This window comes from Streptomyces sp. NRRL S-244, assembly GCF_000717915.1.
In the GTDB taxonomy this organism is placed as follows: domain Bacteria; phylum Actinomycetota; class Actinomycetes; order Streptomycetales; family Streptomycetaceae; genus Streptomyces.
In genome coordinates this window covers 157,150-174,802 of sequence record NZ_JOCX01000008.1, presented here as the reverse complement: position 1 = coordinate 174,802, position 17,653 = coordinate 157,150, and the positions used below count along the sequence as shown (strand labels likewise).

Below are 17,653 nucleotides of genomic sequence, written 5' to 3'. Positions count from 1 at the left end.
GCCAGACCGCCGAGCCGCAGCCGCAGCCGCACGAGATCAAGGTGATGGTCGTCGACGACCACCCGATGTGGCGGGACGCGGTCGCCCGCGACCTCGCCGCCGCGGGCTTCGACGTGGTCGCCACGGCCGGCGACGGCCCCGAGGCCGTCCGCCGGGCGGTCCCGGCCGCCCCGCACGTCCTGGTCCTCGACCTCAACCTGCCGGGCATGCCCGGCGTGCAGGTCTGCAAGGAGCTCGTCGGCGCCAACCCCGCGCTGCGCGTCCTGGTGCTGTCCGCGAGCGGGGAGCACGCCGACGTCCTGGAAGCGGTGAAGTCCGGGGCCACCGGGTACCTGCTGAAGTCCGCGGGCGCCCAGGAGCTGATCGACGCCGTGCGCCGCACCGCGGCCGGCGACCCGGTGTTCACCCCGGGCCTGGCCGGGCTGGTGCTCGGCGAGTACCGGCGACTGGCGACCGACCCGGCGCCCGCCGCCCCCGACGAGCCGAAGGTCCCCCAGCTGACCGACCGGGAGACCGAGGTGCTGCGGCTGGTGGCCAAGGGGCTCTCGTACAAGCAGATCGCGGAGCGCCTCGTCATCTCGCACCGCACGGTGCAGAACCACGTGCAGAACACCCTCGGCAAGCTCCAGCTGCACAACCGGGTCGAGCTCGTCCGGTACGCGATAGAGCGCGGCCTCGACGACGCGTAGCGGGGGACGTCCGCCGTCTCGTACGTCGCGCTCGTGCGTCGTACGGACGTCCTCGTACGAGTGAACGGGGAGAGGCAACGCTCCGTGATTCCACCGGAATTGACCCTTCCCGGGCCCTTGCTGTGACCTGAGTCACCACTAGCGTGACCGTCATGCGGGCTCGGTGGGCCCTGTGGCGAAGGGAGATTCCATGAAGGTCGGAGTGCTGACGGGCGGCGGCGACTGCCCCGGTCTCAACGCGGTCATCCGGGCCGTCGTCCGCAAGGGCGTACAGGAGTACGGGTGCGACTTCGTCGGGTTCAAGGACGGCTGGCGCGGTGCGATCGAGGGCGACACGGTCCCGCTCGGCATCCCCGCCGTCCGCGGCATCCTGCCGCGCGGTGGCACCATCCTCGGCTCCTCGCGGACCAACCCGTTCAAGCAGGAGAACGGGGTCCGGCAGATCAAGGAGAACCTCGCCAAGTACGAGGTCGAGGCCCTCGTCGCGATCGGCGGCGAGGACACCCTGGGCGTGGCCGCCAAGCTGTACGGGGAGTTCGGCATCCCGTGCGTCGGCGTCCCGAAGACCATCGACAACGACCTGTCGGCCACCGACTACACCTTCGGCTTCGACACGGCGGTGGGCATCGCCACGGAGGCCATCGACCGGCTGCACACCACGGCCGAGTCGCACATGCGGGTGCTCGTCGTGGAGGTGATGGGCCGCCACGCCGGCTGGATCGCCCTGCACTCGGGGCTGGCGGGCGGCGCCAACGTCATCCTCATCCCGGAGCAGCGCTTCGACCTGGACCAGGTGTGCGCGTGGGTGACCTCCCGGTTCAAGGCGAGCTACGCGCCGATCGTGGTGGTCGCGGAGGGGGCCATGCCCAAGGACGGGGAGATGGTGCTGAAGGACGCCACCACCGACTCGTTCGGGCACGTCCGGCTGTCGGGAGTGGGGGAGTGGCTGGCCAAGGAGATCGAGGCGCGGACCGGCAAGGAGGCCCGGACCACGGTGCTCGGGCACATCCAGCGCGGCGGCACGCCGAGCGCGTTCGACCGGTGGCTGGCGACGCGGTTCGGACTGCACGCGATCGACGCCGTGCACGACGGCGACTTCGGGAAGATGGTCGCGCTGAAGGGGACGGACATCGTGCGGGTGCCGATCGCGGACGCGACGGCGAAGCTGAAGACGGTGGACCCGGCGCTGTACAAGGAGGTCGGGGTGTTCTTCGGCTGACCCGGAGCGGGTGAGCCGGGGCGGGTGCGCGGGCCGTGGGTCGTATCGGACGCAAAGTGACGAAACGGCCCATGGTCCGTTCACGTCGGCGGACCTGGTGACGCGAGTTCGCCCCGCGTTCAGACTGCGGCCATGCGCGCGGCGCGGTCACAGGGCCTAGATTCGCCCCTGTGGACATACCTTCCGCGGCCCGCTGGCTCTTGCTGGCCGCCGCCGCTGCACAGTTCGTGTACGCCGTACGGGCCCTGCGGCCCGCGCTCCGATCCCGGCCGGGGGAGCGGGTGGACCCTTGGCTGGCCTTCGCGGACCCGGCGGTGGGCGTCCCGGTGACGCTGGCGCTGGCCTTCGGGAACCTCCCGGCGCTCCTCGCCGGCCTGGCGGTCCTGGGCCCGATCCTGACCTGGCAGCTGGTCCGGAGCCTCGCGGCCCGCCGCGGCAAGCCCGGTAGGACGACCCCGGCGTAACGACCCCGCTGCGCGGAGCCGCCACGCCGGACGGCCGGGCCGGGCGGCTCCGCGCGGCCGGGCCGGGCCTAGACCGCGGCCGGTGCCATGCCGAGCAGGAGGTCGCGGAGCAGGGCCGGGCCGTTCAGCGTCAGGATGGACTCCGGGTGGAACTGGACTCCCGCGAAGGCGGGGGCCCGCAGCGCGTGGACCTCACCCGTTGCCGGGTCGCGGGAGATCTCCACGCCCCGGCCGGACAAGCGGGCGGCCGCCCCGTCGGGGCAGTGCGCCGTGTACGTGTTGTAGAAGCCCACCACCTCCTCACTGCCGAAGAAGTCGATCCGGGTCTGCGCCCCCTGCGCCGGCTCCGCCTTGCGGATCAGCGGCAGGCCCAGTTCGGCCGCCAGCAGCTCGTGGCCCAGGCAGACGCCGAGCAGGCCGTGCCGGTGTCCCGCGAGCAGTTCGCCGGCCAGTGCGCGCAGCATCCGCATCTTCGGGTCGGCGGCGTCCGCCGGGTTCCCCGGCCCCGGGCCCAGGACGATCGGGCCGGTCCACGACCGGGCCGCCTTCCGCAGCCCGGGATCGTCGTAGCGGCGTACGGTCACCTCCAGCCCCGTCACCCGCAGCACGTGCGCCAGCATCGCCGTGAAGGTGTCCTCGCCGTCCACCACCAGGGCGTGGCCGGTCACGGCCGCCGGCCGCTCCTGCATCCGCAGCCAGAACGGGGCCAGGTCCGCCCGCCGGGCCGCCAGCGCCGCCTGGACCCGGGGGTCCTCCCCGAGCCGCGCCCCCTCGAAGGCCGCCCGCGGCGCCGCCGGACGGACCCCGAGCGCCGCCAGCACCCCCGCCGCCTTCGCGTGCGTCTCCGCGACCTCGCCCGCCGGGTCCGAGTGCCGCACCAGCGTCGCCCCCACCGGCACCCGCAGCGCGCCGTCCGCGGCGATGTCCGCGGTCCGGATCAGGATCGGCGAGTCCAGCGTCTGGGACCCCGAGGCGTCCACGCCCAGCAGGGCCAGCGCCCCCGCGTAGTAGCCGCGCCCGCCCGCCTCGTACCGCTCGATCACCCGGCAGGCGTTCTCCACCGGCGACCCCGTCACCGTCGCCGCGAACATCGTCTCGCGCAGTACCTCGCGCACGTCCAGCGAGGACCGGCCGCGCAGCTCGTACTCGGTGTGCGCGAGGTGCGCCATCTCCTTCAGCCGGGGCCCGACGACGGCCCCGCCCCGGTCGCCGACCGCGCACATCATCTTGAGCTCCTCGTCCACGACCATGGACAGCTCCTCGGTCTCCTTGCGGTCGCCGAGGAAGGCGAGGAGGGACTCGGCGGTCGGGCCCCCGGCCGGATGGCGGTACGTCCCGCTGATCGGGTTCATCACCACGGTGCCGCCGGACATCCGTACGTGTACCTCCGGGCTGGCCCCGACCAGCGTGCGGTCCCCGGTATGGACGACGTACGTCCAGTACGCGCCCCGCTCGCCCACCAGCAGCCGCCGGAACAGCGCGAGCGCGTCGGCCCGCCCGAAGCCCTCGATCCGGCCCTCGTACGTGCGCCGGATGACGAAGTTCGCCCCCTCGCCGCGGCCGATCTCGTCCCGGATCACGCGCCCGACGGTGGCCGCGTACTCCTCGTCGGGCACGTCGAAGCCGCCGCCCTCGACCCGCACCGGGTGGTCCGGCAGCGCGGCTAGCGCCTGCGCGAGCGGGATCTCGTACGCCTCCTCGGCGGTCAGCACGGCCAGCGGCGTGCCGTCGTCGCGTACGTCGAACCCGCGCTCGCGGATCTGCCGGAAGGGGACGAGAGCGAGGGTGGGCAGCTCCCGTACGGGCAGGTCGGCGAGGCGCCCGGCCTCGTGCACCGGGCCGATCAGCACCTCGACGGTGTCGTGGTCGCGGCCGGGGGTCCGGCGGCGCAGCAGGGCGAACGGCGGGCAGGACCCGTCGTCGAGCAGGCGGCGGAGCGGGTCGGGCGTGGTGCTGCTGGTGCTACTGCTGGAGCTGCTGGGTTGCATGGGGTGGCGTCCTTCTCCGTGAAGCGGGGTGAAGGAGGAGCGGCCGGGCCCGGAAACGCCGAAGGCCGCCCCTCGGGCGGCCTTCGCGTCGTGCGTGTCAGTGGGTACGCGCGAGAAGTGGGCCGCCGGGAGCGGGCCACCACCAGTTCTGGTTCGAGTGCGCGTACATGCCGCCGACGATAGCCCACCCGCGAGCCCGCCTGCGAGCGCCACGCGTCCGCAGAGACACCCGTCTCACGGAGTGGGCACCGGGCTGGACGTGGCGTAAGACGCCGTAATGTGTACGAGGTGACCGTGAACGCTGAAACCCAAGCCCCCGCCGCCAAGGCGACCTGGCGAGACCTTCCCGCGGCGCAGCAGCCTTCGTACCCCGATGCCGAGGCACTGCGCGCTGTCGTCGCGGACCTCGAGTCGTATCCTCCGCTCGTTTTCGCGGGCGAGTGCGACCAGCTGCGCGCCCGTCTGGGAGCCGTCGCCAAGGGCGAGGCGTTCCTGCTGCAGGGCGGCGACTGTGCCGAGGCCTTCGACGCCGTGTCGGCCGACCACATCCGCGCCAAGCTGAAGACGCTGCTCCAGATGAGTGCCGTCCTGACGTACGCGGCCTCCGTGCCCGTCGTCAAGGTCGGCCGCATCGCCGGCCAGTACTCCAAGCCGCGCTCCAAGGACACCGAGACCCGCGACGGCGTCACCCTGCCGACCTACCGCGGCGACTCCGTCAACGGCTTCGCCTTCACCGAAGAGGCCCGGATCCCGGACCCCGAGCGGCTGAAGCGCATGTACCACGCGTCCGCGTCGACGCTGAACCTGGTGCGCGCCTTCACCACCGGTGGTTACGCGGACCTGCGCCAGGTGCACGCCTGGAACCAGGACTTCGTGAAGTCCTCCCCCTCCGGGCAGCGCTACGAGCAGCTCGCGCGGGAGATCGACAACGCGCTGAACTTCATGAAGGCGTGCGGCACCGACCCGGCCGAGTTCAAGGCCGTCGAGTTCTACGCCTCCCACGAGGCGCTGCTGCTCGACTACGAGGGCGCGCTGACCCGTACGGACTCCCGCACCGGGAAGCTGTACGACACCTCGGGCCACATGGTGTGGGTCGGTGAGCGCACCCGCCAGCTGGACCACGCGCACATCGAGTTCTGCTCGCAGATCGCCAACCCGCTCGGCATCAAGCTCGGCCCGACCACCACCGTGGACGAGGCGCTGACGTACATCGACCGCCTGGACCCCGAGCGCGAGCCGGGCCGGCTGACCTTCGTCGTCCGCATGGGCGCCGACAAGGTCCGCGAAAAGCTCCCCGAGCTGGTCGAGAAGGTCACGGCCTCGGGCGCGACCGTCGCCTGGGTCACCGACCCGATGCACGGCAACACCTTCGAGGCGGCCTCCGGCCACAAGACGCGCCGCTTCGACGACGTGCTCGACGAGGTCAAGGGCTTCTTCGAGGTGCACAAGGCCCTGGGCACCCACCCGGGCGGCATCCACGTCGAGCTCACCGGTGACGACGTCACCGAGTGCGTGGGCGGCGGCGACGAGATCTTCGTCGACGACCTGCACCAGCGCTACGAGACGGCCTGCGACCCGCGGCTCAACCGCAGCCAGTCCCTGGACCTGGCCTTCCTGGTCGCCGAGATGTACCGCGACCAGTAAGCCGATCAGTACGTAGGTACCTACGACTGTGGGGCACGGATCGATGTGATCCGTGCCCCACAGTCGTTTCCAGGGCTTTTGGGTAAGCCTCGCTTTGGGTACGGTTAGGTAAGCCTCACCGAATACGGGATGGCTGTAGAGACCATTCCTGTCAGGGAGGTGAACCGCGTGTACGTCTGCTCTTGCTTCGGGATCACCGACAAGCAGGTCAAGGACCACGCGGCCGCCGGGGCCTGCACCCCTCGCCAGATCGCCTCGGTCACCAAGGCCGGCACAGACTGCGGATCCTGCGTACGCACCATCCAGGGCATCCTGGGCCGCGGGGCCTGCCCGCGCCGGGAGCTGCTGGAGAAGGGCAACGCGGCCGCCGTGCTGGCCGCCGACCCGGAGCTCGCGGAAGCCGCGTAAGGCGCGTACGCCGGGGCTGGGCCGGGCCGGGTTCGGGCGGGGCTCAGCTCTCCGGCTGCTCGATCTGCTGCGCGATGTAGAGCGGCTCCCCGATGCTCTCGATGAGCTCCAGCTGGGTGTCGAGGTAGTCGATGTGGTGCTCCTCGTCCGCCAGGATGTCCTCGAAGAGCCGCGCCGAGGTCACGTCGCCCTTGCCGCGCATCACCTCGATCCCGCGCTTGAGGCGGTCGATGGCCTCGACCTCGACCTGCCGGTCCGCCTGGAACATCTCCGTCAGGGTCTGGCCGACCCGTACGTGGAAGAGCCGCTGGTAGTTCGGCAGCCCGTCCAGCATCAGGATGCGCTCGGTGATCTTGTCCGCGTGCTTCATCTCGTCGATGGACTCGGCACGGGTGTAGTGCGCGAGCTTCGTCCAACCCTTGTTGTCCTGGATCCGGTAGTGGAGCCAGTACTGGTTGATCGCCGTGAGCTCGCCGGTCAACTGCTCGTTCAGAAACTCGAGGACCTCGGGGTCGCCCTGCATCGCAGAGGCTCCTTCCAGGCAATGTCAGCTACGTGACGGGGCTGGGGGTATCGCCCCAGCCGTGACTGGGGGAGTGCGCGCATCCTTGCACCGCCGCAGGGGGTCGTCCAGTAAGTGCCTCCTTAGTGTGAGTTGACAGGACTTGCCCGTATAGGGGCATACCTGGTCGTGACCACCCTGCCGCGTCTGTCACCATGGAGGCATGGGTCAGCCGGAAAGCCGGGAATCTCCGGGAGCAGAGCAACTGGAGCTTCCTCCGGGGCAGCGGCTGCAGCGCGGCTGGCCGGTCACCCATTACGGCCCGGTCCCCAAGTTCAAGCCGGACCGCTGGGAGTTCCGCGTCTTCGGGGCCACCGCCGACGGTGAGAAGCACTGCTGGAACCACGAGGAGTTCGCGGCCCTGCCGTTCGAATCGGTCGTGGCGGACCTGCACTGCGTGACGAAGTTCAGCATGCCGGGCGCCGAGTGGGGCGGGGTCCTCGCCCGCGACATACTCGCCCTGGCGCCGCCGTCGCCGCAGGTCACGCACGTGATGGTGTGGGCCGAGTACGGCTTCAGCTCCAATCTGCGGCTGGCCGACTTCGCCACCGACCGGACCGTCTTCGCCACCCACGAGGGCGGCGAACTGCTCACCGCCGAACACGGTTTCCCGGTACGGCTCGTGGTGCCGCACCTGTACGCGTGGAAGGGCCCGAAGTGGGTCCGCGGCATCGAGTACATGACCGCCGACCGCCGCGGCTTCTGGGAGGAGCGCGGCTACCACAACATCGGCGACCCCTGGCGCGAGCAGCGCTACTCGTACCAGGAGGAGCCGGGGGACGGCCCCGAGCTCTAGGGGATGTCCGCCCGGGGGCTCCTCAGTGGTACTGGTGGACGACCGCGTGGCCCTTGCCGCGGCCGATCAGCCACTTGTTGACCGGGGTCGTCACCACGAAGGCGAGTGCGAGCGAGATCGCCAGCGCGATCCAGAACAGCGCCTCCGAGAGCTGCGCGTCCATCGCTCCCGGCCAGAGTGCGATCACCCCGTTGTCGATCAGCTCCATGACGGCGATCGAAAGAGTGTCCGCCGCCAACGCCACCCGGACGGCCGTACGCAGGTCCACGCCCGCGGTGAGGATCCCGCGCAGGGTGAGCGCGTAGCCGAAGAAGAACGCCAGGACGATCGCCAGGATCATCGTCGGAACGTTTCCCCAGCCCAGTGCCGTGCCGATGACCATGCCGAGCACCTCGCCGATGGCGCATCCGGTGAGGCAGTGGAGGGTGGCCTTGGCGGCCATGGCCCAGCTCGCCCCGCCGTGGCCGGTGTGGCCGGCGTGGTTGTCCCGGTGCTGGTGGTGCTGGTGGTCCGCGTGCTGCTCGTCGTGTGCGTGTTCCATCGGAACCCCCTGGGGACGCCGGATAACGGTCCTGCGTACAGCAGAACCGTATACCCCCCAGGGGTATTCCGCTCGGCGATCGGCGGTCAGTGAAGCTCGCGCAGTTCCTTCAGCAGGGCCACGTCCGCCGCGTGGCCCTCCTTCCCGCCCGGCGTTTCGGTGATCAGCGGGACGCCCTCCATCGCGGGGTGCGCGAACAGCTCGGCGAAGGCGTCCCGGCCGATGTGGCCCTGCCCGATGTTGGCGTGGCGGTCCTTGTGGGAGCCCACGCCCTCCTTCGAGTCGTTCGCGTGGATCAGCTTCAGCCGCCCCTCGCCCACCGTCTCCACCAGCAGGTCCAGCGTCTGCTTCGTCCCGCCCGGCTCCGCCAGATCGTGCCCGGCGGCGAAGACGTGGCAGGTGTCCAGGCAGATCCCGAGCTTCGGGTGGTGGTCGAGCGCCTCGAAGTACGGACCGAAGTCCCAGGTCCGCGAGCACAGCGAGAAGCCCTGCCCGGCCGTGGACTCCAGCAGCAGGAACGGGTCGTCGTCGTGCGTCAGCTCGTCCAGCAGCGGCAGCATGTGCTCCCTGACCTGCGCGTACGCCGCCTCGCGCGGGCGCCCTCCGGTCGCCGAGCCGGTGTGCACGACGACCCCGAGCGCGCCGATCTCCCGGCCGCGGCGCAGCGAGTGCCGCAGCGACTCCACCGACTTCTCGACGGTCGCCTCGGTGTGCGAGCCGAAGTTGATCAGATACGGGGCGTGGACGTACGCCGGGATCGACTCCTGCGCGCACTGGCTGCGGAACAGCTCGTCCTGCGCCGGGTTCCCCACCGGGGTGGCCCAGCCGCGCGGATTGGCGACGAAGACCTGGACGGCCTCGGCGCCCATCTCCCGCGCGTACGTCAGCCCCACCGAGGCGAGCCCGCCGGCGACGGGGACGTGCCCGCCCACGGGATTGCGCGTTGCCTGACCCATGCCTCTACAGCCCCTTGGTCCGCACGACGATCGTGCTGCCCTCGGGGGCGCTCTGGCCGCCCTGCACCGACTGGGCGTCCACCGTGTTGCTGAAGGAGATGAGCGGACGCTCCACCTTCACCTTGAAACCGGCCGCTTCCAGGGTCCTGCGGGCCACGTCCGCCTCCAGGCCGACCACGTTCGGCACCGGGATCTGCCGGGGGCCCTTGGACACGGTGAGCGTCACCGTGTCACCGGTCGCGGCCTGGGCGCCGGCGCCGATCGACTGGTTGGCGACCGTACCGGCCGGCAACGGCGAATTGACCTGGTCGGCGGCCGTCTCGACCTTGAGGCCGAGGTCCTGGAGGGCGGCCCGCGCCTGGTCCAGGGGGCGTCCGACCACGTTCGCCACCTGCACCGGCCGGCCCTTGCTGACGACGAGCGCGACCGCCGTGTCGGGCGACCGCTTCTGCCCGCCCGCCGGGTCGGTGGAGATCACCGAACCCTGGGCGACGTCCTGGCTGAACGCCTGCGTGACCATGCCGGGCGCCAGACCGCTCTTGGCCAGCTCGGCCTTCGCGTCCTCCAGCGGCCTGCCCTTCACGTCCGGTACGACGACGACCTCAGGGCCACGCGAGACCGTGAGCACCACCGCGCCGTTGCCGCGGATGCGCTTGCCGCTCTCGGGGTCGGAGTTCATCACCGTCCCGCGGTCGAAGCTGTCGCTGAACTTCCGGTCGACCCGCTTCACGCCGAGGCCGGCCGCGGACAGGTCGGACTTGGCCTGCGCCTCGGTCTTCCCGAGCAGGTTGGGGACCTTGGTGAACTGGCCCGAGTTGATGTACCAGACCCCGGTGCCGATGCCGAGCGCGAGCAGCACTCCGACGATGACGAGCAGCGTGCCGCGGCGCGGTCTGCGCGAGGCGGCCGCCCGGGTCTGGGCGTGGGAGGGGGAGTGGGAGGGGGAGTGGGAATGGGCCGGCGCGGCCTCCGGGCGGTCCGGCCGCTCCAGCCGGGACGTCTGCTGCACGGGCGGCTGCGCGGCCGCGAGGGGCCGCGGGATCACGCTGGTGCGGTCCTCGGTGGCACTGCGGTCCTCGGCGCGCGCCTGCGGCGGCACCGCGTCCAGCTCGGCGTCGCCGAGCAGCGCGCGGGCGTCGAGCACCAGCCCGAGCAGTCCGGCGGCGTCGGTGGGCCGCAGCTCCGGATCGCGGGCGGTGGCGTACGTCACGAGCTGGTCCAGGATGGCGGGCAGCCCCGGGACGGCGGCCGACGGGGGCGGCACGTCCTCGTGGAGGTGCTGGTAGAGCACCTGGGCGGGGGTGCCGCCGGTGTGCGGCTTGGAGCCGGTGAGCATCTCGTACAGGACGACACCGCAGGCGTAGACGTCCACGCGGGTGTCGGTGACGCCGTTCTCGATCTGCTCGGGGGCGAGGTAGGAGACGGTGCCGAGGACGGCTCCGGTCGTGCTGGTGACGGTGTCCACGCTGCGGACCAGGCCGAAGTCCGCGACCTTGACCCGGCCGTCGTCGCCGATCAGGACGTTCTCGGGCTTCATGTCGCGGTGTACGAACCCGGCGCGGTGCGCGGCGCCGAGGGCGGCGAGCACCGGCTCCAGGATGTCGAGGGCCGCCCGGGGCTGGAGCGCGCCGCGCTCGCGCAGCACGTCGCGCAGGGTGCAGCCGGAGACGTACTCCATGGCGAGGTACGTGTACGGCCCGTCGGTGCCCTGGTCGAAGACGGCGACGACGTTGGGGTGCGCGAGGCGGGCGACGGACTTGGCCTCCCGGATGAAGCGGTCGACGAAGCCGGCGTCGGCGGCGAGCGCCGGGTGCATCACCTTGAGGGCGAGTACGCGGTCGAGGCGGGTGTCGACGGCCCGGTAGACCGTCGCCATGCCGCCGGCCGCGATGCGGGCGTCGACGCGGTAGCGGCCGTCGAGTGTCTGCCCGACGAGGGGGTCATCCAGGGTCGTATCCACCCGGCGATTCTACGAGCCGGTGAGTTTGGGCCGTCCAGGGTGTCCACGCTTGCAGCGCAGCCGTGACATGGAGGGGACATACGGTGCTCCCGGCGCGGGCCCGCCATCTCCCCCTCGGCCCCCGGGGGCGGGTGTCGGGCCGGCCTGTCAAGGGCGCTCCTTCGTCGCGTCGCTCCGCGATGGCCTTCGGCCACCCTTGACAGACCGTCCCGCCCCGGAAAGACAAGGACTGCCGGGAAACCCCCAAAAGGACGGTCAGAGGGCAGGAGCGACAGGAGCGGGCACCTCAGGGAAGCGACGACCTGTCTGCGGGCCAGCTGACCCTGCTGGGCCGCTGCGCCTGCGATGCAGGCCGAGGGCGACGGCACCCACATGAAACGGCGACCAGATCGTCCTGCGGAGCATCGAAGCGCAACAGATCGCTACGCGCTCTCATCTCTCGGCGTCCGCAGGCCGTCCGGGGTCGATTGCCAGTGCCTCCTCCGATGCACGTGAGCCAACTCGGCGGTCACTGTCGGTCCAGACAGCCCTCCAGGGCTTCGACGTACTCGGCGGGCACGATGTTGCGGACTGCCGTGGTGAATTCGAGGCCGGCCGCGTCCCGGATGTAGGCGAGCCGCGTCCATCGCTCGGCCCCGCTGTCCGAGACGTTCTCGTTGATCACGGCCATCAGCTCGCCATCGGTTCCGGACGCGATGTCACGCACGCGACGGCCCAGGAGCCGATGGCGTACGTATTCGTACTGCTCAGCCATCGATCGACTCCTCGAAGGAGTCGATGAAGCGTTCCCAGCCGGCAAGCGACCGGTCCAGCAACACCGACCCCGAGGTGGTCATCGCCCACGACGCCGACAAGCTCGAATGCCTCATCCAAGCCGTCGAGTACCGCGAACAGGGCAACGTGAACGTACAGAACTGGATCGACTCCAGCCTCAGCGCCCTGAAAACCACCTCGGCGAAGTCCCTGGCGGAGGCGGCGCTGACCATGTCGTCCCTGACCTGGCGCCAGACCTTCCTCCCCCGCTGACGGCGCCAGGAGCGGTTGTGCCCGGCCCAAGGCGGCCCGCGGCCGCTTGGCAGGGCGAAGCGCGTAGCGATCTGACGCGCCCGGTGCTCCGCCGGTGACCTGGTCGCTGCTTCGTGCGGTCTGGCCGCCCCTTGGCCCGGAATGCGACCGGAATGGGCCGAACGTCAGGCCGGGCTTTCCGGGGCGGGACGGTCTGTCAAGGGTGGCCGAAGGCCATCGCGGAGCGACGCGACGAAGGAGCGCCCTTGACAGGCCGGCCCGACACGGAAGGACGGTGGGACTGACGGGAAGCCCCCGAACCCTCTCTGATCCGGTTCAGGAGGGTGCGGCTCACCGGCCCACCGGTCCGCAGACGAGGGGGCGGGTGGGCAGCCGCCGACCCGCCCCGGGGGGCCGAGGGGGAGATGGCGGGCCCGCGCCGGGAGCCCTGTACCCCCGTGCCGTCAGAACGCCGGGCGTTCCGGGTCCAGGGCGGCTCGGCCCTGGGTGGGGGAGGAGGGTTCCGCGAAGCGGCGTTGGGGGATGCGGCCCGCGCGGTGCGCCAGGCGGCCCGCCGAGACGGCGTCGCGCATGGCCGCCGCCATCAGGACCGGCGCCTGGGCCCGGGTCACCGCCGAGGCCAGCATCACCGCCGCGCAGCCCAGCTCCATCGCCAGCGCCACGTCCGAGGCCGTGCCCGCCCCCGCGTCCAGGATCACCGGAACCCCGGCCCGCTCCGCGATCAGCTCGAAGTTGTGCGGGTTGCGGATCCCCATCCCCGAGCCGATCGGCGACCCCAGCGGCATGATCGCCGCGCAGCCCACGTCCTCCAGCTTGCGCGCCAGCACCGGGTCGTCGTTCGTGTACGGCAGGACCGTGAAGCCCTCGTCCACCAGCGTCTCCGCCGCGTCCAGCAGCTCCACCCCGTCCGGCAGCAGGGTCCGCTCGTCCGCCACGACCTCCAGCTTGATCCAGTCCGTGCCCAGCGCCTCCCGCGCGAGGCGCGCCGTCAGCACCGCCTCGCCCGCCGTGAAGCACCCCGCGGTGTTGGGGAGCACGGAGATGCCCAGCTTCGTCAGCACCGACAGCACCGAGCCCTGGACCGTCGGGTCCAGCCGCCGCATCGCGACCGTCGTGAGCTCCGTACCGGACGCGATCAGCGCCCGTTCCAGGACGTCCAGGCTCGGCGCCCCGCCCGTCCCCATGATCAGGCGGGACGAGAAGGTCCGGCCGCCCAGCACGAAAGCGTCGTCAGCCATCGCGCTCAGCCCCCCTGTACCGCGGTGAGGACCTCGACCCGGTCGCCCTCGCCCACCGGCGTCAGCGGCCACTGCCCGCGCGGGACCACGGTCTCGTTCAGTGCGGCCGCGACGCCGGACGGCGCCGCGGTCAGGGTGGCGACCACCGCGTCGAGCGTGGTGCCGGCCGCGATCTCGCGCGGCTCGCCGTTGACGGAGATGGTCATGCGTACGACTCCTGACGTGCGGCGGAGAACCGGCGCGGGGTGAACGGTCGGGCGATTTCCGGCAGCGTGCCGGTGGTCAGCAGCTCCGCCATCACATCGCCGGTGAGCGGGGTCAGCAGCACCCCGTTGCGGTAGTGCCCGGTGGCCAGGTGCAGGCCGGGCAGGTCGGTCGGGCCCAGCAGCGGGGCGTTGTCCGGGGATCCGGGCCGCAGTCCGGCCCGGGTCTCGGTCAGTGGCAGTTCGGTGATGCCGGGCACCAACTCATGGGCGTCGCGCAGGAGTTCGTACACCCCGCCCGCGGTGACCGTGGTGTCCCAGCCGAGTTCCTCGCTGGTGGCCCCGATGACGAGCTCGCCGTTCTCGCGCGGCACCAGGTACACGTGGCTGCCGCGGACCACCGCCCGTACCGTCCGCGACAGGAACGGCGCGTACGCCTCCGGCACCGCGAGCCGCAGTACCTGCCCCTTCACCGGCCGTACGGGAGGCAGCACCTGCGCCGGTACGCCGGCCAGCCGGCCGCTGAGCGAGCCCGCGGCCAGGACCACCTGGTCGGCGCGCAGCTCCGTACCGTCGTCGAGCCGTACGCCGACGGCCCGGTCGGCGGCGGTCAGCAGCCGCTCCGCGGCCGCCCGGCGGATCTCCACGCCGGCACCCTCGCAGGCGGCCAGCAGCGCGGCCGCCAGCCGGCGCGGATCGACCTGGTGGTCGCCGTCCACGCGCAGCCCGCCCCGCACGCCGGGGGCCAGCATCGGCTCCAGGCGGCGGCACTCGCGGCCGGTGAGCCACTCGGACTCCAGGCCGCAGCGGCGCTGGAGGGCGTGCAGTTCGCGCAGGTGGAGCCGGTCGTCGGCGTCGAGGGCCACGGCGAGGGTGCCGCAGGCGCGGTAGCCGATGTCCATCCCGCCGCTGGCCTCGGCCAGCTCGGCGGCGAACTCGGGGTAGCGGGCGGCCGAGGCGAGATTGAGGCCGAGCAGGGTCTCCTCGCCGTAGTGCAGCTCCGTGACGGCGGCGAGCATGCCGGCCGCGACCTGCGCGGCGCCGCCGCCGGGCGCCGGATCGGCGAGTACGGTCCGCAGCCCGCGCCGGGCCGCCCGCCAGGCGGTGACCAGGCCGATGATCCCGCCCCCGATGACGAGGACGTCGGAGCCGGTGGACCCAGTGGACCCAGTGGATCCGGCGGATCCTGGGGAACGTGGGGAACGTGGGGATCCCGCTTCGGATCCCTTCCGAGATGAGTGCATGGGCGTCCAGCCCCTCCCTTCGCCGGCATGACCCGGATCAGGTTCGTACGGTCGGAGGCCGCTCAGCCTCCCTCTCAGCCCGGTCCGCCCGGACTCCCGCGATAGGTACGGGCGCCAGCCTAACCCCGCCGCCGGGGGCGGGTAAGGCTGCCTCCCCGGCCGCCGCGCCGGGCCGCTGTTCCTGACGAAGCGTCAGATCGCTAGGCTGGGCGGTGTGAGCGAGCAGACGGAACAGACTCAGAGCGGCGTCGTCATCGTCGGCGCCGGAATGGCCGGGGTGCAGACCGCGGTCGCGCTGCGCGAGCAGGGGTGGCGCGGCCCCGTGACCCTGCTGGGCGCCGAGCCCCACCAGCCCTACGACCGGCCCCCGCTGTCGAAGGCGGTGCTGCTCGGCAAGGCCGAGGACTCCGCGTTCGACGTGGACTTCGAGGGGCTCGGCGTCGTGCTCCGGCTCGGCGTGGAGGTCACCGGGCTGCGGGCCGCCGAGCGCGAGCTGGACACCGAGGCGGGTCCGGTCCCGTACGAGGTGCTGGTCCTGGCGACCGGCGCCGAACCGCTGACCCTGCCCGGGTCCGAGGGCGTCCAAGGCGTGCACCTGCTGCGCACCCTGGACGACGCGGCCCGGCTGCGGCCGGTGCTGGCCCGGACCCCGGCGACCGTGGTGGTCGGGGCGGGCTGGATCGGCGCCGAGTTCGCCACCGCGGCGCGCACGGCGGGCTGCGCGGTGACGGTGGTCGAGGCGGCGGACCGGGTGCTGGCCGGGGCGCTGCCCGCGGAGGTCGCCGCCCCCATGGCCCACTGGTACGAGGAGGCCGGGGCCGCCCTGCTGACCGGCGCCAAGGTGTCCTCGGTGGAGTCGGGGAAGGTCCTGCTCGCTGACGGGCGGGAGCTGCCCGCGGGCGCGGTGGTCGTGGGCATCGGAGCCCGCCCGGCGACCCGGTGGCTGGCGGGCTCGGGGGTCGAGCTCGGGCCGGACGGCGCGGTCACGGCGGACGAGTACCTGCGTACCTCCCTGCCCGGGGTGTACGCGGTCGGCGACTGCGCCTCGTTCCCGTCGGCCCGCTACGGGGCGCGGCTGCTGGTGCACCACTGGGACAACGCCCTGCAGGGGCCGCGGGTGGTCGCGGCGAACATCGTGGCGGGGGCCGCGGCGCAGGTCTACGACCCGGTGCCGTACTTCTGGTCGGAGCAGTTCGGGCGCTTCGTGCAGTACGCGGGGCACCACGCGGATGCCGACGAGCTGCTGTGGCGGGGGGACCCGGCCGAGGCGTCGTGGTCGGTGTGCTGGCTCCGGGGCGGGGCGCTGGCCGCGGTCCTGGCGGTGGGCCGGCCGCGGGACCTGGCGCAGGGGCGGAAGCTGATCGAGGCGGGGGCCCCGGTGGATCCGGCCAAGGTCGCCGATCCCGCGGTCCCGCTGAAATCGGCGCTGGTCTAACCCGGTACGGGCCGGGCCCGGGGCGGGTCCGGGGCGGGTCCGGAGCGGCTCAGGGGACCCGGACGGGTCGGCTCGGGTACCGGGTGTCAGTCCGAGGTGGCAGGCTTGTGCCCGTGACCGAGATTGACGCAAAGATCGATGCCCTTGTCCCCGCCTGGCTGTACGTCCCCGACATCGCCGAGATGCTCGACATCGAAGTGACCCGGGTCCGCCAGCTGGTCAAGGAAGGTCAGCTGATCGCCGTACGCCGGGGCGAGAACCGTTCGCTCCAGGTGCCCGCCCCCTTCATCGACGGCGACAAGATCGTCAAGGGCCTGGTCGGCCTGCTGACCGTGCTCCGCGACGACGGCTTCTCCGACGAGGAGATCCTGGAGTGGCTGTTCACCCCGGACCCGACCCTGCCCGGCACGCCCGTCCAGGCGCTGAGCGAGAATCGCGGCACGGAGGTGAAGCGCCGCGCTCAGGCGCTCGCCCTCTGACCCGAGCGACCGGAGCAACCCGGCGGCCCGGGTGATCCGAGCCGCCTGATCCATCCGCGGTGCGCGGGCCCTGGACGGCCCGTGCACCGCATCCACCCCGGGGGGTACCCATGTCCGCGATCGTGTCCGCGCGCGCCCAGCTGTCCGACGCCCGGCTCTACCTGTGCACGGACGCCCGCAAGCGGCAGGGGGACCTCCCCGAGTTCCTCGACGCGGTCCTGGCCGGCGGCGTGGACATCGTCCAGCTCCGGGACAAGGGCATGGAGGCCGGCGAGGAGCTCGAACACCTCCAGGTGTTCGCCGACGCCGCGCGCCGGCACGGCCGGCTCCTCGCGGTGAACGACCGCGCCGACGTCGCCCACGCCATCGGCTCCGACGTGCTGCACCTGGGCCAGGGCGACATCCCGGTGCCCGCCGCCCGTGCGATCCTCGGCGAGTCCGTCCTGATCGGCCGGTCCTGCCACGCCGAGTCCGAGGTCGACGCCGCCGTCGCCGAGCCGGGTGTGGACTACTTCTGCACCGGCCCCTGCTGGCCCACCCCCACCAAGCCCGGCCGGTACGCCCCCGGCCTCGGGCTCGTCCGGTACGCGGCCTCGCTGGCCCCCGCCCGCCCCTGGTTCGCCATCGGCGGCATCGACGCCGGCAACCTCGACGAGGTCCTCGACGCCGGAGCCACCCGCATCGTGGTCGTCCGCGCGCTGACGGAGGCATCCGACCCGGGCGCGGCCGCCGCCGACCTGGCCAAGCGGGTCCGCGAGCGCGTTTCCGACTAACCCTTCTCGCAGCGCCCGTGCAGGTGTC

The 17,653-nt window shown here is 72.4% G+C and carries 19 protein-coding genes and 1 riboswitch; of the genes, 10 read left to right on the top strand and 9 right to left on the bottom strand.

The window, feature by feature from the left end:
- Positions 1 to 44: 44 nt before the first annotated feature.
- The 3 genes from IF02_RS0111870 (at position 45) to IF02_RS0111860 (ending at position 2,372) form a co-directional block, all read left to right on the top strand.
- Positions 45 to 689 (top strand): response regulator, encoded by a 645-nt coding sequence (locus IF02_RS0111870; protein WP_051696177.1) that lies wholly within the window; start codon positions 45 to 47, stop codon positions 687 to 689.
- Positions 690 to 879: 190 nt separating this feature from the next.
- Positions 880 to 1,908, top strand: a complete 1,029-nt coding sequence (locus IF02_RS0111865) for a 6-phosphofructokinase (RefSeq protein ID WP_030156065.1) — start codon at positions 880 to 882, stop codon at positions 1,906 to 1,908.
- 170 nt (positions 1,909 to 2,078) lie between these two features.
- A complete protein-coding gene (locus tag IF02_RS0111860) occupies positions 2,079 to 2,372 on the top strand; it encodes a hypothetical protein (RefSeq protein WP_030156063.1) in 294 nt (97 codons plus the stop codon).
- Positions 2,373 to 2,440: 68 nt separating this feature from the next.
- On the opposite strand, the gene IF02_RS0111855 is transcribed toward IF02_RS0111860, so the two are convergent.
- Positions 2,441 to 4,360 (bottom strand): anthranilate synthase family protein, encoded by a 1,920-nt coding sequence (locus IF02_RS0111855; RefSeq protein WP_051696154.1) that lies wholly within the window; start codon positions 4,358 to 4,360, stop codon positions 2,441 to 2,443.
- 279 nt (positions 4,361 to 4,639) lie between these two features.
- On the opposite strand from IF02_RS0111855, the gene IF02_RS0111850 reads away from it, so the two are divergent.
- Together IF02_RS0111850 and IF02_RS0111845 are read left to right on the top strand one after the other, a co-directional pair.
- On the top strand, positions 4,640 to 6,004 hold the full coding sequence (locus IF02_RS0111850) for a class II 3-deoxy-7-phosphoheptulonate synthase (protein ID WP_420708131.1): 1,365 nt from the start codon (positions 4,640 to 4,642) through the stop codon (positions 6,002 to 6,004).
- Between the two features lie 168 nt (positions 6,005 to 6,172).
- Positions 6,173 to 6,412 (top strand): (2Fe-2S)-binding protein, encoded by a 240-nt coding sequence (locus tag IF02_RS0111845; protein WP_030863597.1) that lies wholly within the window; start codon positions 6,173 to 6,175, stop codon positions 6,410 to 6,412.
- A 43-nt stretch (positions 6,413 to 6,455) separates the two neighbouring features.
- Here IF02_RS0111845 and bfr read toward each other — a convergent pair whose 3' ends face one another.
- Positions 6,456 to 6,935: a bacterioferritin gene (bfr, locus tag IF02_RS0111840; protein WP_030156056.1), complete on the bottom strand. Its 480-nt coding sequence runs from the start codon at positions 6,933 to 6,935 to the stop codon at positions 6,456 to 6,458.
- Positions 6,936 to 7,137: 202 nt separating this feature from the next.
- On the opposite strand from bfr, the gene IF02_RS0111835 reads away from it, so the two are divergent.
- Positions 7,138 to 7,770 carry a sulfite oxidase-like oxidoreductase gene (locus IF02_RS0111835; RefSeq protein ID WP_030156054.1) on the top strand — a complete coding sequence of 211 codons (633 nt, stop codon included), beginning with the start codon at positions 7,138 to 7,140 and terminating at the stop codon, positions 7,768 to 7,770.
- A gap of 22 nt (positions 7,771 to 7,792) precedes the next feature.
- On the opposite strand, the gene IF02_RS0111830 is transcribed toward IF02_RS0111835, so the two are convergent.
- The 4 genes from IF02_RS0111830 to IF02_RS0111815 form a co-directional block, all read right to left on the bottom strand.
- Positions 7,793 to 8,311: a DUF4396 domain-containing protein gene (locus IF02_RS0111830; RefSeq protein WP_030156053.1), complete on the bottom strand. Its 519-nt coding sequence runs from the start codon at positions 8,309 to 8,311 to the stop codon at positions 7,793 to 7,795.
- A gap of 86 nt (positions 8,312 to 8,397) precedes the next feature.
- The gene (locus IF02_RS0111825; protein ID WP_030156051.1) at positions 8,398 to 9,267 is read right to left on the bottom strand and encodes a deoxyribonuclease IV; all 870 of its coding nucleotides are present in this window, start codon (positions 9,265 to 9,267) and stop codon (positions 8,398 to 8,400) included.
- Between the two features lie 4 nt (positions 9,268 to 9,271).
- The gene (gene pknB / locus IF02_RS0111820) at positions 9,272 to 11,227 is read right to left on the bottom strand and encodes a Stk1 family PASTA domain-containing Ser/Thr kinase (RefSeq protein ID WP_030156049.1); all 1,956 of its coding nucleotides are present in this window, start codon (positions 11,225 to 11,227) and stop codon (positions 9,272 to 9,274) included.
- A 508-nt stretch (positions 11,228 to 11,735) separates the two neighbouring features.
- Complete coding sequence (locus IF02_RS0111815; protein ID WP_030156047.1) at positions 11,736 to 11,981, bottom strand: hypothetical protein; 246 nt, start codon at positions 11,979 to 11,981, stop codon at positions 11,736 to 11,738.
- A gap of 23 nt (positions 11,982 to 12,004) precedes the next feature.
- On the opposite strand from IF02_RS0111815, the gene IF02_RS0111810 reads away from it, so the two are divergent.
- Positions 12,005 to 12,253: a hypothetical protein gene (locus IF02_RS0111810; RefSeq protein ID WP_030156046.1), complete on the top strand. Its 249-nt coding sequence runs from the start codon at positions 12,005 to 12,007 to the stop codon at positions 12,251 to 12,253.
- Positions 12,254 to 12,696: 443 nt separating this feature from the next.
- On the opposite strand, the gene IF02_RS0111805 is transcribed toward IF02_RS0111810, so the two are convergent.
- From IF02_RS0111805 to thiO, 3 genes are all read right to left on the bottom strand, one after another.
- Positions 12,697 to 13,491, bottom strand: coding sequence for a thiazole synthase (locus IF02_RS0111805; RefSeq protein WP_030156044.1), 795 nt, complete (start codon positions 13,489 to 13,491; stop codon positions 12,697 to 12,699).
- 5 nt (positions 13,492 to 13,496) lie between these two features.
- A complete protein-coding gene (gene thiS, locus IF02_RS0111800; RefSeq protein WP_030156043.1) occupies positions 13,497 to 13,697 on the bottom strand; it encodes a sulfur carrier protein ThiS in 201 nt (66 codons plus the stop codon).
- Positions 13,694 to 14,938: a glycine oxidase ThiO gene (gene thiO / locus IF02_RS0111795; protein ID WP_234318169.1), complete on the bottom strand. Its 1,245-nt coding sequence runs from the start codon at positions 14,936 to 14,938 to the stop codon at positions 13,694 to 13,696. The genes thiS and thiO overlap by 4 nt, the downstream gene beginning before the upstream one ends.
- A riboswitch (TPP riboswitch) is annotated at positions 14,936 to 15,048 on the bottom strand. It overlaps the preceding gene by 3 nt.
- A 104-nt stretch (positions 15,049 to 15,152) precedes the next feature.
- On the opposite strand from thiO, the gene IF02_RS0111790 reads away from it, so the two are divergent.
- The 3 genes from IF02_RS0111790 to thiE all read left to right on the top strand — a co-directional run bounded on the left by IF02_RS0111790 (position 15,153) and on the right by thiE (position 17,625).
- The gene (locus IF02_RS0111790; protein WP_030156040.1) at positions 15,153 to 16,373 is read left to right on the top strand and encodes an NAD(P)/FAD-dependent oxidoreductase; all 1,221 of its coding nucleotides are present in this window, start codon (positions 15,153 to 15,155) and stop codon (positions 16,371 to 16,373) included.
- A gap of 113 nt (positions 16,374 to 16,486) precedes the next feature.
- On the top strand, positions 16,487 to 16,852 hold the full coding sequence (locus tag IF02_RS0111785; protein WP_030156038.1) for an Rv2175c family DNA-binding protein: 366 nt from the start codon (positions 16,487 to 16,489) through the stop codon (positions 16,850 to 16,852).
- 110 nt (positions 16,853 to 16,962) lie between these two features.
- On the top strand, positions 16,963 to 17,625 hold the full coding sequence (thiE, locus tag IF02_RS0111780) for a thiamine phosphate synthase (RefSeq protein WP_234318168.1): 663 nt from the start codon (positions 16,963 to 16,965) through the stop codon (positions 17,623 to 17,625).
- The last annotated feature ends 28 nt before the right edge of the window (positions 17,626 to 17,653 follow it).